We start from the raw sequence: 14,974 nt of genomic DNA on the forward strand, positions 1-14,974 counted from the left end.
GCGATCGTCCCCTCGGCGCCGGTCCTTGTCCCGGAACTCGCTGGGGCGGCCGTCGCCGAGGTGGCCGACCTGGCCGCCGCGACCCTGGCCGCCGCCGCGCTGCTGCCCGAACGGTGGGTGGCGATCGGGAGTGGTCCCGACGACGTGGTGCTGGGTCCTTGGACGGTGGGCACGTTCGCGGGCTTCGGTGTGGACGTACGCGTCGGGCTCTCCGCAGAGATCGGCGAGGACGCGCCGCCCGCCGCCCTACCGCTCTGTGCGCTGCTGGCGGCCTGGGTGCGCGGCCAGGTGCAGTCCACGGCGAGCGCTGAAGTCCGGGTCTACCGCACCGACCACGATGCCGATAGCGCGCTGAACATCGGCCGACAGCTGCGCGCCGAGATCGACCAGCTGCCTGAGCCGGTCGGGGTGCTGGTGGTGGCCGACGGCGCCAATACGCTGACACCGGCCGCGCCGGGCGGATACCACCCAGAAAACGCCGACGCCCAAGACGCCCTGGACGACGCGCTGGCCGGCGGTGACGTCGCCGTACTGCGTGGCCTGCCGCAACAAATCCTGGGGCGGGTGGCATTTCAGGTGTTGGCCGGCCTGGCCGAGCCCGGACCGCGATCGGCCAAGGAGCTCTACCGCGGAGCGCCTTACGGGGTCGGCTACTTCGCCGGCGCCTGGCAGCCGTGACGGCCACGCGCCCCCTGGCGATCATTGGCCCCACGGGCACCGGCAAGTCGCAGTTGGCCCTTGATGTCGCCGAACGGCTCGGGATCACCGTCGAGATCGTCAACGCCGACGCGATGCAGCTCTATCGCGGCATGGACATCGGCACCGCCAAGCTGCCCATCGAAGCCCGGCGTGGCATCCCGCATCATCAGCTCGACGTGCTCGACGTCACCGAGACCGCCACCGTCGCCCGCTACCAGGGCGCCGCCGCGGCGGACATCGAAGCGATCACCGGGCGGGGCGGGCTGCCGATCATCGTGGGCGGCTCCATGCTCTACATCCAGTCGCTGCTCGACGACTGGTCGTTCCCCGCCACCGATCCCGCGGTGCGGGCACGATGGGAGCAGCGGCTGGCCGAGATCGGGGTGGGCGAACTGCACGCCGAGCTGGCCCGGCGCGATCCGGCCGCGGCCGCATCGATCCTCCCCACCGATGCCCGGCGCACGGTGCGGGCCCTGGAAGTGGTCGAGCTGACCGGTCAGCCGTTCGCCGCCTCCGCGCCGCAGATCGGCACACCGAGGTGGGACACCGCCATCGTCGGGTTGGACTGTGACACAACGATTCTCGACCAGCGGCTGGCCCGGCGCACCGATGCGATGTTCGACCAGGGCCTGGTCGACGAGGTGATCGCGCTGCTGGACAAGGGCTTGCGCGACGGGGTTACCGCGTCGCGCGCGCTGGGCTACGCGCAGGTTCTCGCCGCGCTGGATGCCGGCGGTGCGGCGGGTCCCAGCGCCGAACAGCTGCGCGACGCGCGCGAGCAGACCTTTGTGGGTACCCGCCGCTATGTGCGACGCCAGCGGTCGTGGTTTCGCCGGGACCGCCGGGTGCAGTGGCTCGATGCGGCCGATCCCGACCGTGCCGGTCTCGTCGACGCGGCCGTGCGGGCCTGGCGCCACGTATCCTGAACAGGTGATCCGCGCCGACGACGACAACGGCCCTGTAGCCGGGGTCGCGGGGGTACCACCCGCTTGCGGGGGAGAGTGGCGCAAATGATCTTCGCCAAGGGCCACGGCACCCAGAACGACTTCGTGGTGCTGCCGGACCCGCAGGCCGAGCTGCGCCTGACCGAGGCGCGGGTGGCCGCGCTCTGCGACCGGCGCCGCGGATTGGGCGCCGACGGGGTGCTACGGGTCACCACCGCCGGCGCAGCGCTGTCGGCCGGCGTGCTCGAACGGGTGCCCGACGGCGTGGCCGCCGACGACTGGTACATGGACTACCGAAACGCTGACGGGTCCATCGCCCAAATGTGCGGCAACGGCGTGCGGGTCTTCGCGCACTATCTGCGCGCCAGCGGCATGGAGACTCGCGACGAATTCGTGGTCGGGTCGCTGGCCGGTCCGCGGTCGGTCACCGTGCACCGAGCCGCCGGCAGCGCCGATATCAGCGTCGACATGGGCAAGGCCAACACGCTGGGCCCGGGCGACGCGATCGTCGGCGGTCGGCGGTTCGCCGGCTTGGCGATCGACGTGGGCAATCCGCACCTGGCCTGTGTCGATCCCGCCCTGACCACCGAGGAGTTGGCTGCGCTGGACGTGGCCGCGCCGGTGACCTTCGACGCCGCCCAATTCCCGGACGGGGTGAATGTCGAGGTCCTGACCGCGCCGGCCGACGGCGCGGTGCACATGCGGGTGCACGAGCGGGGAGTCGGCGAAACACGTTCGTGCGGCACCGGGACGGTCGCGGCCGCGGTCGCCGCGCTGGCCGCTGACGGCGCGGCCACCGGCGTCTTGATGGTCCGCGTCCCCGGCGGCGAGGTCGTCGTCACCATCACCGATGCCACGAGCTACCTGCGGGGTCCGTCGGTACTGGTGGCCCAAGGAGAACTCAGCGAGGAATGGTGGCGCGCACAGCAGCGTTAAATCAGATGCACGACGCCGTTTTCGCGTGCATCATCTTGTATTGCCTATGACACATCCCGAATTTCGCGATCACGCTCCCACCATGCCGGAGCCGAGCACGGGCGAACTCGCCCTCGAAGATCGGTCGGCGCTGCGCCGCGTCGCCGGCCTGTCGACCGAACTCACCGACGTCTCCGAAGTCGAGTACCGCCAGCTGCGGCTCGAGCGGGTGGTCCTGGTGGGCGTGTGGACCGACGGCACCGCCGCTGACAGCGAGGCCAGCATGGCCGAGCTTGCCGCCCTGGCCGAAACCGCGGGCTCCCATGTCCTCGAAGCGCTGATCCAGCGCCGCGACAAGCCCGATCCGTCGACCTACATCGGCTCGGGCAAGGCTCAGGAGCTACGCGAAGTGGTGCTGGCGACCGGCGCCGACACCGTGATCTGTGACGGCGAGCTGTCCCCGGCGCAGCTGACCGCCCTGGAGAAAGCGGTGAAGGTCAAGGTCATCGACCGCACCGCGCTGATCCTCGACATCTTCGCCCAGCACGCCACCAGCCGGGAGGGCAAAGCGCAGGTCTCGCTGGCCCAGATGGAATACATGCTGCCGCGACTGCGCGGCTGGGGTGAGTCGATGTCGCGGCAGGCCGGTGGTCGTGCCGGCGGCAGCGGGGGAGGCGTGGGCCTGCGTGGTCCCGGTGAGACCAAGATCGAGACCGACCGGCGGCGTATCCGCGAGCGCATGGCCAAGCTGCGCCGCGAGATCAAAGACATGAAGCAGGTTCGTGACACCCAGCGCAGCAGGCGGCTGCACAGCGACCTGCCCTCGATCGCCATCGTCGGCTACACCAACGCCGGCAAGTCGAGCCTGCTCAACGCGCTGACCGGAGCCGGCGTGCTGGTGCAGGACGCGTTGTTCGCCACCCTGGAGCCCACTACGCGGCGCGCCGAGTTTGATGACGGCCGGCCGTTCGTGCTCACCGACACCGTCGGGTTCGTCCGGCACCTGCCCACCCAACTGGTCGAGGCGTTCCGGTCCACGCTGGAAGAGGTCGTCGACGCCGATCTGCTGGTGCACGTCGTCGACGGCTCCGACGTCAACCCGCTGGCGCAGATCAACGCGGTTCGCCAGGTGGTGTCCGAGGTCTTCGCCGACTACGGGGCCGACCACGACGGCACGGCGCCGCAGGAGCTGCTGGTGGTCAACAAGGTGGACGCCGCAAGCGATTTGGCGCTGGCCAAGCTTCGTCATGCCCTGCCCGAAGCCATGTTCGTGTCCGCGCGCACCGGCGACGGTATCGACGCCCTGCGCCGCCGGATCGCCGAGCTGGCCGTTCCCGCAGACACCGCCGTGGACGTGGTGATCCCGTACCACCGTGGCGACCTGGTGGCCCGCCTGCACGCCGACGGGCGCATCCAGCAGCAGGAGCACAACGCCGAGGGCACCCGGATCAGGGCGCGGGTACCGATGTCCCTGGCCGGCCGGCTGCGCGAGTTCGCGGCTCGCTGAGCCCACATTTGACCGGGCGATCCGTGCTGCACAGCACCGCCCGAGACCGGTCGACGCGGCGGTAAGCGACCCCGCCAGCCGCCGACCAACCGTCTGGTTGGTATATGTTGGGCTGCAGAAAATCCAGTCGCCGGAGGTCTTTTAATGAGCAGCGCCATCAAATACCAGCGCACGCTTTTCGAATCAGAGCACGACCTGTTCCGGGAGTCCTACCGGGGCTTCCTGGAGCGCCACGTCGCGCCGTACCACGACGAGTGGGAGAAGGCGAAGATCGTCGACCGCGGTGTCTGGCTGGAGGCCGGCAAGCAGGGCTTCCTGGGAATGGCGGTGCCGGAGGAATACGGCGGCGGCGGCAATCCCGATTTCCGGTACAACGCGATCATCACCGAGGAGACCACCGCCGGCCGTTACAGCGGTATCGGTTTCGGCCTGCACAACGACATTGTGGCGCCGTACCTGTTGGCCTTGGCCACCGAGGAGCAGAAGCAGCGCTGGCTGCCGAAATTCTGTAGCGGAGAGCTGATTACGGCGATCGCGATGACCGAGCCGGGAACCGGCAGCGACCTACAGGGCATCAAGACCCGCGCGGTCAAGCAGGGCGACCACTACGTGCTCAACGGTTCAAAGACGTTCATCACCAACGGAATCAACTCCGACCTGGTGATCGTCGTCGCCCAGACCGATCCGGAAAAAGGCGCGCAGGGCTTCTCGCTGCTCGCCGTCGAACGCGGCATGGAGGGCTTCGAGCGCGGGCGGCACCTGGACAAGATCGGACTGGACGCGCAGGACACCGCCGAACTGTCGTTCACCGATGTGAAGGTGCCGGCCGAAAACCTGCTGGGCCAAGAGGGCATGGGATTCATCTATCTCATGCAGAACCTGCCGCAGGAGCGAATCTCGATCGCCATCATGGCGGCCGCGGCAATGGAGCAGGTGCTCGAGCAGACGCTGCAATACACCAAGGAGCGCAAGGCCTTTGGCAAGCCGATCGTCAGCTTCCAGAACACCCGCTTCGTGCTTGCCGAGCTGGCGACCGAGGCGACCGTGGTCCGCATGATGGTCGACGAGTTCATCCGCCTGCACCTGGACCACAAGTTGACCGCCGAGCAGGCCGCGATGGCTAAGTGGTACTGCACCGAAAAGCAGGTGCACCTGATCGACCGTTGCCTACAACTGCACGGTGGCTACGGCTACATGCGCGAATACCCCGTTGCCCGCGCCTATCTGGATGCCCGGGTGCAGACCATCTACGGCGGTACGACCGAGATCATGAAGGAAATCATCGGCCGCAGCCTCGGCGTATAGCGTTTCGTTTGCTGTTCCGCGGTCCGCGATCGCGAACGCCGCGGGCCAAAACGGAATGTGCGGCAGACGAAGGGCACATTCACGCGGGTCTATTGCCGGCATCTGTGCGACTCTGCATCCGGCAGGGTGGCTTGCTGCTGCGCTCAGACGGGCTTTCCGTGCGGTGTGGCGCGATAGCGCACGAGCGGTGCCGGCCGGTCGCGATCGGGGCATCAGCCGGCATCGATTCGACATCGGTGCGGTATCCGTTTTTGGAAAATTCGTGATTTGACTTCGCATTTCCTGTTGGCTGGAGCAAAGTTATGCGAGCCCGGCGATAAGCCTGATCGTGCGCGGGTCTATTTTCTGCGCAAGGACGGCCCGCTCGCCGGTAATGCAGATAACGGGCATAGCCGCAGATAGAGCCAATATCCGCCGGCTGGGAGGCTTGGTGAAGGTGCAGAGAGGTCACATGCGCAGGCTGATCGGAAGCGCGCTGGTCAGCTTGACGACCACAGCACTGGCCACCGTCTTGCTGGCCCCGGCGGCGATAGCGAGCCCGATAGGTGACGCCGAGGCGGCGATGATGGCCGCATGGGATAAGGCCGGCGGCGACACCTCACCACTGGGGGCCCGCAAGGGCGATGTGTACCCCGTCGGAGATGGCTTTGCCCTGGACTTCGACGGCGGCAAGATGTTCTTCACCCCCGCCACCGGCGCTAAATTCGCCTACGGACCCGTCCTAGACAAATACGAATCGCTCGGCGGGCCGGCCGGCAGCGATCTGGGCTTCCCGGCCATCAACGAGGTGCCGGGCCTGTCCGGTCCCGACAGCCGGGTGATCACCTTCTCGGCCAGTGACAAGCCGGTGATCTTCTGGACGCCGGAACACGGTCCGTACGTAGTGCGCGGCGCCATCAACACGGCCTGGGACAAGCTCGGCAGCTCGGGCGGGGTGCTGGGTGCGCCGGTCGGCGACGAGACCTACAACGGCGAGGTGTCCGCGCAGAAATTCAGCGGCGGCCAGGTCTCGTGGAACCGGCAGACCAAGCAGTTCACCACCGAACCGCCGGCGCTGGCCGACCAGTTGAAGGGCTTGCAGGTAACGATCGATCCCACCGCGGCGATCAACACGGCCTGGCGCGCGGCCGGCGGGCCCACCGGCCCCTTGGGGGCCAAGCAGGGCGGGCAATATCCCGTGGGCGGCGACGGAATCGCTCAGAACTTCGCCGGCGGCAAGGTGTTCTTCACCCCGGCCACCGGGGCGAACGCCGTCCAGAGCGACATTCTGGCCAAATACGAGTCGCTGGGCGGACCGGTCGGCAGCGACCTCGGTTTCCCCACCACCAACGAAACCGACGGCGGGATAGGACGTTCCAGCCGGATCTGCACGTTTTCTGCCGCCGACAAGCCGGTAATTTTCTGGACGTCCGACCATGGCGCGTTCGTCGTGCGCGGGGCGATGCGGGCCGCGTGGGACAAGCTGCGCGCTCCGGCCGGCAAGCTGGGCGCTCCGGTCGCCGACCAGGCCGTCAACGGCGACGTGCTCTCGCAGCAGTTCACCGGCGGCAAGATCTCGTGGAACCGGGCGAAGAACACGTTCAGCACGGAACCGTCCAACCTGGCGCCGCTGCTGTCCGGCCTGCAGGTGTCGGGGCAGAACCAGCCGAGCAATTCGGCCATGCCCGCCCATCCCAAGAAGTTCGCCTGGCACTGGTGGTGGCTGGCGGCCATCCCGGTCCTGGTGCTGTTCGTCCTGCTGGTTTGGGTGCTGTTCGTCTGGCGCCGCCGCCGGCCCGGTCCGGAGGACGCCGCGGGCTATACCCCCGACCACGTCGGTGGCTTCGGCTATGACGCGGACGGCCGGCCGTGGGAACAGGATGATTCCGATCTTGACGCCGGGCCGTTCGGGCTGAGCGCACCGCAGCAGACTGAACCGTCGCCGGACGCCGGGCGGGTCAGCTGGCAACGTAAGGCTCCGGCCGAGAGCGACCATGAGTTCGCCGAGGACGACCCCGACGCCGTGGACACCGACTCCATTCCCGTCGTGTCGGAGGAGATGCTGTCGGAGGACGACTACCCCGAAGCCGACGCCGTCCCCGTGACAGAAGCCGGCTACACCGACGCCGTTCCCGAGACCGAGGCCGACTACACCGACTACACGGATGCCGTTCCCGATGTCGCCGAGCCCGAGACCGCAGACGACGCCGCGTACATCGACGCCGATGACCCGCATGCCGGCTACCCGGACGAGGCGTATGCCGACGACGAGTATGCCGACCTCGCCGTTCCACACACCCCGCAGGACAGCGATGCCGTGACCGGCGCCCTGGAAACCGCTGCGCCCGAGGACGAATACCTCGACCTGGAGGCTCCCGAGCAAGATGTCGAAGCTCCGGAGCAGGACCTCGAGCCGCGGGAGCAGGAGGGCGCGGCTCCGGAGCAGGCTGTCGAGCCGCTCGCGGACACCCCCACCGACGCGGCGGCGGGAAGCAGCGCGGCGGCAGCGGCCGTGGTCGCGGGCGCGGTTGCGGCCGGGACGTCATCACGAGGCGGGCGGCACGCCGCCGCCGACGACGCCTCAGAGAACGGACTGGCGGGTCCGGACGGGCGACCCACCATCCACCTGCCGCTCGACGACCCCTACCAGGCGCCCGACGGTTACCCGATCAAGGCGAGCGCTCGCTACGGCCTGTATTACACGCCGGACAGCGACCTGTATCGGGACACGCTCGCCGAAATCTGGTTGTCCAGCGAAGAAGTCGCCCAGGCCAACGGATTCACCAGGGCGGACTGACCCGGCTGACCCAGTCTGGGCCCGCGCGACCGTGCGTCAGACCTTGCGGATCACCGTGACGACCTTGCCCAGCACGGCGGCGTCATTGCCGGGAATGGGATCGAACGCCGGGTTGTGCGGCATCAGCCACACCTGACCGCCGGCGCGCTTGAACGTTTTGACGGTGGCCTCGCCGTCGATCATGGCCGCGACGATGTCACCGTTGTCGGCGACGTTCTGCTGACGCACCACCACCCAGTCGCCGTCACAGATCGCGGCCTCGACCATCGAGTCACCGACCACTTTGAGCAGGAAAAGCGTTCCCTCGCCGACCAATTCGCGGGGGAGGGGGAAGACGTCTTCGACGGCTTCCTCGGCGAGGATGGGCCCACCGGCCGCGATACGCCCGAGCACCGGGACGAACGTGGGTTCCGGCAGGGCATCCGAGCCGGCCACCTCGGTGGCGGGCGCCGCTACGTCGTCGTCGGCACCGCGGACATCGACCGCCCGTGGACGGTTGGGGTCGCGGCGCAGGTATCCCTTGCGCTCGAGGGTGCGCAACTGATGCGCCACCGAGGACGTCGACGTCAGACCGACGGCGTCGCCGATTTCCCTGATGCTCGGCGGGTAGCCGCGGCTGGTGACCGAGGCGCGGATGACATTCAAAATGGTGCGCTGCCGTTCGGTCAGCGAGGAATCCACGGAGTGCAGCCGACCGGCTGAGTCGGCCGATGAAATGTCGTTGCTGTCGCCCATGGGACTGAATGTAGCCGCACCGCGAACAAGAATCAAACATGTGTTCGAGTGGCGTGTCGCCGCATCCGGTGGCGCCCGTGGAAAAGGCCGGGATCCGGATGAATCACAAATGTGTAACTCTTCGAAGGATCGGGTATTTGTGCCTCGTGACAGTGGTAGGGGCCGACGAACTTGTCGGTGGTGTGATCTAGCGTTTGCTCGTGCGACACGCTTCGCTCAAATGTTCGGGTGTCGAACATACAAGCGATTAGGGTCGAACACACGAGCGAGAGCTAGTTGACCGGAGGAACGAAGATGACAGTCATCCACACGCTTGCGCCGCGTACCAGCAGTCTTCGGCGGCCGATCAACGGCCCGGTGCAGGGCGCTCGGTATGGGCGGGACGGCCTGGCCCGGTCTCGCAGGTCGGCGCCGTCGCGGCCGGCGGGCGCGGCGACGCGCTACTACGGCACCGGGGTGGCAATGTCCGTCGCTCCGCACCGCAGGCGCGCCACCACCTGGGCTTCGACCATCGGATTGGCGCTGGCCGCCGGGGCGATCACCCTCTGGCTGGGTCTCGTCGCGAACGTCGGCCAGGCGCTCAACGGCGACACCGCGAATTCGGCGGTTCACATTCCGGACCGGCTAGCCGTCGTCCGCGTCGATGCGGGGGAGTCGCTGCAGGATTTCGCCCACCGGGTGGCGCCCGACGCGCCGACCACCCAGGTCGCCGACCGCATCCGCGAACTCAACGATCTGCACTCGCCGATGCTGACCGCGGGTCAAACCCTGATCGCTCCGGTCGGCTGATAGCCGTTGTGCCACAACGGTTCTGGTCTCACAGTGTCCGGATGCGACGGGTGGCTCCGGACGCCCGACGGCTCCATTAGCCGTGCAGCTCAGCGCACGGGTAGGCTCAAAGTTCAGCGGTACCTTGTCGTCGCGTTGAAGGAGCGGTCATGCACTGTCCCTTCTGCCGGCATCCGGACTCCCGGGTGATCGACTCGCGTGAAACCGATGAAGGACAGGCCATCCGGCGCCGCCGGTCGTGTCCCGAGTGCGGACGCCGTTTCACCACCGTGGAAACCGCGGTCCTGGCGGTGGTCAAACGCAGTGGTGTCACCGAACCGTTCAGCAGGGAAAAGGTCATCAGCGGTGTTCGCCGGGCCTGCCAGGGGCGCCAGGTCGACGATGATGCGCTGAACCTGCTTGCCCAACAGGTCGAAGACACCGTGCGCGCCGCGGGCTCACCAGAGGTTGCCAGTCACGAGGTCGGGCTGGCCATTCTGGGGCCGCTGCGTGACCTCGACGAGGTGGCCTATCTGCGGTTCGCGTCCGTGTATCGCTCTTTTGAGTCCGCCGATGATTTCGAGCGCGAGATCAAGGCGCTGCGCGAGCATCGCGGAGTGGCAACGCCGGGCTGACCGAACCCGGGCAGGGGGGCCTGTCGGAAATTTCCGGCTGCTCAGCAGCCCGTCTTGGCCCGCACAATCGCCGGGCTAGGCTCGGTTTCATGCCTCCCGACTTGCATCCCGACCTTGCGGCGCTTGCCCCGCTCCTCGGCACCTGGGCCGGCCAGGGCTCGGGCATGTACCCGACGATTCCGCCCTTCGACTACCTCGAAGAAGTCGTGTTCTCCCACGTCGGCAAGCCGTTTCTGGCCTACGGGCAGAAAACCAAGGCAGTGGCCGACGGTAAGCCGTTGCACGCCGAAACCGGGTTTCTTCGGGTGCCCCGACCGGGTCAGGTCGAACTGGTGCTGGCGCATCCCAGCGGTATCACCGAGATCGAGGTCGGCACCTATTCCGTCGCCGGTGACCGCATCGACATGCAGATGTCCACCACGGCCGTCGGCTTGACTCCGACGGCCAAAGAGGTGACGGCGCTTGGCCGTTCCTTCCGCATCGACGGCGACGAGCTCTCCTACACCGTGCAGATGGGCGCGGTCGGCCAACCGTTGCAGGACCACCTCAGCGCGGTGCTGCACCGACAAAGCTGAACAGTCGCAATCGTGTGGGCTGCCGTCAGTCCAGTTGTCTCACACCGTCATTGACGACGCGCCCGGCCACACCCACCCAGCCTTCGGCGCTCCAGGTTGTTTCGATGACCGAACCGTTGCCCTGCGTGATCCGCAGGTCCCGACTCAAGTAATCGGTGATCCGCATCGCCGCCGAACCGGTCGCCTCGTCCTCGACCACACCGAGATTGGCGGCGAACATGCGCACCCGCAAAGATCCGCTCGCCCGGTCGGTCCAGGCCCACAGGTAGTGCGCGGTGTCGTCGGGAAAGTCCGCCGGGTCGGCGGCGAGAACCTCTTCGGCCGAAGCGAATTCGTGCAACGCGAAGTCAGGCGCCCATTCCGCGCGTGCGTGGATGATGGCACGGTGCTGGTCGTAACCCACCTGCACGATCCCGGCCGGCACCTGCAGTGTGTTGATCGGCGAGCCGTTCTCGCGCAGCCACCACGTCGCTCCGACGGTGGGGTGCCCGGCGAACGGCAGTTCGGTTCGCGGCGTGTAGATGGCGGCGTGCGCGGTGGCCGACCCGGCGGCCGGAAGCTCAACGAAAACCGTCTCGCTGTAACCCAATTGGGTTGCCAGCCGCTGCCGGCTGGCGCGCCTGACCTGGCCGGCATCGACCACACCCAGCGGATTACCGAAATTGCCGTCCGAATCGGTGAACACCCGCATACACCGTCACGTCGATCCCCATGGCCCGACTGTACGACTCCGCCGCCGGCGGCATCGATCAAGGTGATCAGGTGGCGCTGCGTTCGTCGGAACCCATGGCGCTCAACACGGCGACGCGCGTGGGAGGCGGGCCGGAGACCGTGTGCTCGCCGCCGCCAGTGCGGAGCAACCCACGCAGATTTTCCTGATCGTATTCGGCGGGAGCGGTGGAATCGATGAAGCGCTCCACCACGTCGATGAAGCGTGCCGGGTCGTCGTGAAAGGGGAAATGGCCTGAGCCTTCGAAGATTTCGAGCCGGGAGCCGGGCATCGCGGCATGCGCCATCCACGCGTGCCGGACCGGAACCACCACGTCCTTGGTGCCCCAGACGATCTGCACCGGAATGGCTTCGGTCAAATAACATCGGTCGAGCATGGTGACGATCTGCCCGCGCCAATCCACTACCGCCCGCAGGGTCCGGCTGAAGGCCGCAGAGGCCGTCGGTTCCGGCAGGTCGTCGAGAATGCGCAGCACGTTGGGCAGGTCGTGACCCAGGCCGGTGCTGCCCAACGCCGCGCCCAGGACGCGTCCCAAGACCTGAACGGCTGGCAGCACCAACGGCAACCTCAGCAGGGCGATTGCCTCGCTGCCCATAGGAAGTGAAGCGCACCGCAACACGAAGTTGACATCCTTGGTCACTCCGCCGGCACCGACCAGGATCAGCCGCTCCACCAAATGCGGAAATTGGTAGGCGAATTGCATGGCCACACCGCCGCCCAGCGAGTGGCCGATGATGGTCACCCGATCGATGTCGAGCACGCTCAGCAGGTCACGCATCCCGTTTGCATATGCCGCGATCGAGTAGTCAGCCCGCGGCTTGTCGGATTGGCCGTGACCCAGAAGGTCCGGGGCGATGACCGTGAAACGCTGGGCGAGCTTGGCCTGCACGGTATTCCATGTGGTGGAGTTGTCGCCGATGCCGTGGATCAGCAGGATCGCCGGCCCGGAACCGGCGATGCGGTAGGCCCGCTTGTAACCATGGATGGTTCGGAACTCGAGTGTGGGTGCGGTTACTTCACGCACCGGGCGGAGCGTGTTCTTGCGCTTCCGCTCGGTCATATCGCCAACCTTGGTGTCGTGCCGGGCTAAGGGCGGTGGCTACGGGTTGTGGCCCGAGCGTGTACGGCGGTCAGGGTTTGTCGTCGTCATCGAACTTCTTCTCTGCCTGCTGGGCCAGAAATCGCTCGAACTCCGCGCCCAGCTCGTCGCCGCTAGGTAGATCCTCGTCGCGAGCTAGTAACGATCTGTTCTCCTGAGCGTCGATGAAGGCATCGTACTGGCGCTCAAGCGCGGCCACCACTTGAGCGACTTCCGCGCTTGCTTCGACCTGTTCGTCGATCTTGGCCCGAATCACCTCGGCCGCTTCGGTCAAGGCGGTCAGCGGCAGCTCCAGCGACGCGGTCTTGGCGACTTGCTCGAGCAACGCCTGCGCGGCGGCCGGGTAATCGGTCTGCGTGAGGTAGTGCGGCACGTGCACGGTGTAACCGACCACCTCGTGCCCGTGCTGGCCCATCCGGTATTCCAGCAGGTTGGACGCGCTGCCTGGGACCTGGATCTCCGAGATCCACGGCTGGAAGTTGGCGATCAGATCCGGGTTGTTCGAGTGCGCGGTCATGGTGATCGGCCGGGTGTGCGGAACTGCCATCGGGACGGTGCCCAGGCCGATGGTCTGGCGTACGTTGAGGCGCTCGGCCAACAGGCGCACCGCGGTAATGAACCGCTCCCACTTGAGATCCGGCTCCATGCCGGCCAGCAACAGAAAGGGCGTGCCGATGGTGTCGCGCATCGCGTACAAACTCAGCTCGGGGTCCTCGTAGCTGGTGAAGTGATCCGTCTTGAACGTCATCAACGGCCGCCGCGAGCGGTAGTCCAGCAATTCGTCGATCGCGAACGACGCGACCAGTTCTGTGTCCAACACCGCCTTGAGATGCGCGGCCGCCAGCTTGATGGCGTGACCGGCGTCGGAAAAACCCTCCAGGGCGTGTACCAGCACGGGCCCACGGCCATCGGACGTCGACAACTGCGGCGCCGGCAACTCCAGCTCGTACATGCCAGCCTGCCCTGGCTGGTACTGATCACCTGGGTCTTGATGGTGAGCCATCTGCGATCCCTCCTCTCGGGGGTCTTTCCAGGGTGCCCTACCAAGTGTCCCCCGAATCAGGCGGCACCAATATTGATCAGCGAACTTCACGTCACGCTTATAGCTGAAACACGATAATTCCCAGGCCTAATCCGCCGGGGGCCACCACCTCGTGTGCCAGCAAACCCGGTGGCACACCGTGGTGGATGGAAGTCGGCCTGCCGTCCGCCGGTCAGGCATGATGAAGGCGATGCGCATTCGGATCCTGATGCTCTGTTCGGTGGTGGGGGTGGCGACGTCATTGACGTCGTGTCACCGACCGCCCGACCATGTGTCAGGTGCACCGGTGACCGCGCCGCGGGTCGGCGGACCGGTGCAACGGCTCAGCCAGCCCGAACAGAAGGCGGTCGCGGGCCCGGTCGAGCCGGACCGGCGCATCGGAGCGATCTTCATCGACGGCGGCCCGCTGCACGTGTGTACCGGGTCGGTGGTGCATTCGACCGCCGGAAACCTGATCATGACGGCCGCGCACTGTCTGGCCGGGGCCTCGCTGATCACCTTCGTGCCCGGCTTCGCCGGGGATGCCGCACCCGGTCCCACCGACGTGTGGAAGGCCGATGCGGTCTACCTCGATCCACGCTGGACGACCAGCAAGGACCCGCACGCCGACTACGCGATCGCGCGGGTCACCAACGAGACCGGCGCCCCGGTCGAGTCCCGGGCCGGCTTGGCGCTGACGCTGGGGGTGACACCCCCGCCGGGCAGCCGCGTCACGGTGCTGGGTTATCCGGCCGGCGTGGGCGGCTCACCCATCGGCTGCCAGGCCGCCACCTCGGTTACCGACACCGGATTTCCCTCATTGGCCTGCGAGGGGATGGTGGACGGCACCAGCGGTGCGCCCTGGGTCAGCGGCACCTCGCTCATCGGTCTGATCGGCGGTCTCGAGCGCGGTGGCTGCGCCCCGAACGTGTCGTATTCGGCGCCCTTCGACGCCCAAACCGCGGCGTTGCTGACCCGTGCTGAGACCGGCGGTCCCGGCGATCCGATACCGAACGACCTGCAAGACGCCTGTTAGTGGCGATCGCCAGCGCGGCGGAGCCGGGCGCAGTGGGTCGCCACCGTCGGGTTAGTGGCGATCGCCAGCGCGGCGGAGCCGGGCGCAGTGGGTCGCCACCGTCGGGTTAGTGGCGTTCGCCAGCTCGGCGGAGCCGGGCGCCGCGGGTCGCCACCGTCGGGTTAGTGGCGTTCGCCAGCGCGGCGGAGCCGGGCGCAGTGGGTCGCCACCGTCGGGTTAGTGGCGATCG

The 14,974-nt window shown here is 67.4% G+C and carries 13 protein-coding genes and 1 pseudogene; 10 read left to right on the top strand and 4 right to left on the bottom strand.

Annotation, left to right across the window (positions count from 1 at the left end; genetic code table 11):
- Nucleotides 1–3: 3 nt before the first annotated feature.
- The 6 genes from A5625_RS08755 to A5625_RS08780 all read left to right on the top strand — a co-directional run bounded on the left by A5625_RS08755 (nt 4) and on the right by A5625_RS08780 (nt 8,146).
- Entirely contained in the window at nt 4–678 is a 675-nt protein-coding gene (locus A5625_RS08755; protein WP_082984332.1) for a hypothetical protein, read from the top strand.
- Complete coding sequence (gene miaA / locus A5625_RS08760; RefSeq protein WP_066991662.1) at nt 675–1,625, top strand: tRNA (adenosine(37)-N6)-dimethylallyltransferase MiaA; 951 nt, start codon at nt 675–677, stop codon at nt 1,623–1,625. The genes A5625_RS08755 and miaA overlap by 4 nt, the downstream gene beginning before the upstream one ends.
- 84 nt (nt 1,626–1,709) lie before the next feature.
- Nucleotides 1,710–2,579 (top strand): diaminopimelate epimerase, encoded by an 870-nt coding sequence (gene dapF / locus A5625_RS08765; protein WP_066991665.1) that lies wholly within the window; start codon nt 1,710–1,712, stop codon nt 2,577–2,579.
- Between the two features lie 46 nt (nt 2,580–2,625).
- Nucleotides 2,626–4,065, top strand: coding sequence for a GTPase HflX (gene hflX, locus A5625_RS08770; protein WP_066991667.1), 1,440 nt, complete (start codon nt 2,626–2,628; stop codon nt 4,063–4,065).
- Between the two features lie 144 nt (nt 4,066–4,209).
- Entirely contained in the window at nt 4,210–5,370 is a 1,161-nt protein-coding gene (locus A5625_RS08775) for an acyl-CoA dehydrogenase family protein (protein WP_066991673.1), read from the top strand.
- A gap of 451 nt (nt 5,371–5,821) precedes the next feature.
- The gene (locus tag A5625_RS08780; protein WP_066991675.1) at nt 5,822–8,146 is read left to right on the top strand and encodes an LGFP repeat-containing protein; all 2,325 of its coding nucleotides are present in this window, start codon (nt 5,822–5,824) and stop codon (nt 8,144–8,146) included.
- 36 nt (nt 8,147–8,182) lie between these two features.
- Here A5625_RS08780 and lexA read toward each other — a convergent pair whose 3' ends face one another.
- A complete protein-coding gene (gene lexA, locus A5625_RS08785) occupies nt 8,183–8,881 on the bottom strand; it encodes a transcriptional repressor LexA (protein WP_066991678.1) in 699 nt (232 codons plus the stop codon).
- 294 nt (nt 8,882–9,175) lie between these two features.
- On the opposite strand from lexA, the gene A5625_RS08790 reads away from it, so the two are divergent.
- From A5625_RS08790 to A5625_RS08800, 3 genes are all read left to right on the top strand, one after another.
- Nucleotides 9,176–9,670 carry a LysM peptidoglycan-binding domain-containing protein gene (locus A5625_RS08790; protein ID WP_066991681.1) on the top strand — a complete coding sequence of 165 codons (495 nt, stop codon included), beginning with the start codon at nt 9,176–9,178 and terminating at the stop codon, nt 9,668–9,670.
- A 149-nt stretch (nt 9,671–9,819) separates the two neighbouring features.
- Nucleotides 9,820–10,284 carry a transcriptional regulator NrdR gene (nrdR, locus tag A5625_RS08795; protein WP_066991684.1) on the top strand — a complete coding sequence of 155 codons (465 nt, stop codon included), beginning with the start codon at nt 9,820–9,822 and terminating at the stop codon, nt 10,282–10,284.
- An 89-nt stretch (nt 10,285–10,373) separates the two neighbouring features.
- Complete coding sequence (locus A5625_RS08800) at nt 10,374–10,859, top strand: peroxynitrite isomerase (protein ID WP_066991686.1); 486 nt, start codon at nt 10,374–10,376, stop codon at nt 10,857–10,859.
- 25 nt (nt 10,860–10,884) lie between these two features.
- Here A5625_RS08800 and A5625_RS08805 read toward each other — a convergent pair.
- From A5625_RS08805 to A5625_RS08815, 3 genes and pseudogenes are all read right to left on the bottom strand, one after another.
- A pseudogene (locus A5625_RS08805) lies at nt 10,885–11,572 on the bottom strand (PhzF family phenazine biosynthesis protein).
- Nucleotides 11,573–11,617: 45 nt separating this feature from the next.
- On the bottom strand, nt 11,618–12,649 hold the full coding sequence (locus A5625_RS08810) for an alpha/beta fold hydrolase (protein ID WP_066991692.1): 1,032 nt from the start codon (nt 12,647–12,649) through the stop codon (nt 11,618–11,620).
- 70 nt (nt 12,650–12,719) lie between these two features.
- Nucleotides 12,720–13,691, bottom strand: a complete 972-nt coding sequence (locus tag A5625_RS08815; protein ID WP_066991695.1) for a proteasome assembly chaperone family protein — start codon at nt 13,689–13,691, stop codon at nt 12,720–12,722.
- 217 nt (nt 13,692–13,908) lie between these two features.
- Between A5625_RS08815 and A5625_RS08820 the strand changes: the two genes are divergently transcribed.
- Nucleotides 13,909–14,745 carry a serine protease gene (locus A5625_RS08820; protein WP_066991698.1) on the top strand — a complete coding sequence of 279 codons (837 nt, stop codon included), beginning with the start codon at nt 13,909–13,911 and terminating at the stop codon, nt 14,743–14,745.
- The last annotated feature ends 229 nt before the right edge of the window (nt 14,746–14,974 follow it).

The sequence above is a fragment of the Mycobacterium sp. 1465703.0 genome, assembly GCF_001672975.1.
GTDB lineage: Bacteria > Actinomycetota > Actinomycetes > Mycobacteriales > Mycobacteriaceae > Mycobacterium.

Coding starts and splice junctions, on each gene's coding strand:
- A5625_RS08800 (WP_066991686.1), top strand. CDS start 10,374: ATGCCTCCCGACTTGCATCCCGACCTTGCGGCGCTTGCCCCGCTCCTC.
- lexA (WP_066991678.1), bottom strand. CDS start 8,881: ATGGGCGACAGCAACGACATTTCATCGGCCGACTCAGCCGGTCGGCTG.
- A5625_RS08775 (WP_066991673.1), top strand. CDS start 4,210: ATGAGCAGCGCCATCAAATACCAGCGCACGCTTTTCGAATCAGAGCAC.
- nrdR (WP_066991684.1), top strand. CDS start 9,820: ATGCACTGTCCCTTCTGCCGGCATCCGGACTCCCGGGTGATCGACTCG.
- A5625_RS08780 (WP_066991675.1), top strand. CDS start 5,822: ATGCGCAGGCTGATCGGAAGCGCGCTGGTCAGCTTGACGACCACAGCA.
- A5625_RS08815 (WP_066991695.1), bottom strand. CDS start 13,691: ATGGCTCACCATCAAGACCCAGGTGATCAGTACCAGCCAGGGCAGGCT.
- dapF (WP_066991665.1), top strand. CDS start 1,710: ATGATCTTCGCCAAGGGCCACGGCACCCAGAACGACTTCGTGGTGCTG.
- A5625_RS08790 (WP_066991681.1), top strand. CDS start 9,176: ATGACAGTCATCCACACGCTTGCGCCGCGTACCAGCAGTCTTCGGCGG.
- A5625_RS08820 (WP_066991698.1), top strand. CDS start 13,909: ATGATGAAGGCGATGCGCATTCGGATCCTGATGCTCTGTTCGGTGGTG.
- A5625_RS08810 (WP_066991692.1), bottom strand. CDS start 12,649: ATGACCGAGCGGAAGCGCAAGAACACGCTCCGCCCGGTGCGTGAAGTA.
- hflX (WP_066991667.1), top strand. CDS start 2,626: ATGACACATCCCGAATTTCGCGATCACGCTCCCACCATGCCGGAGCCG.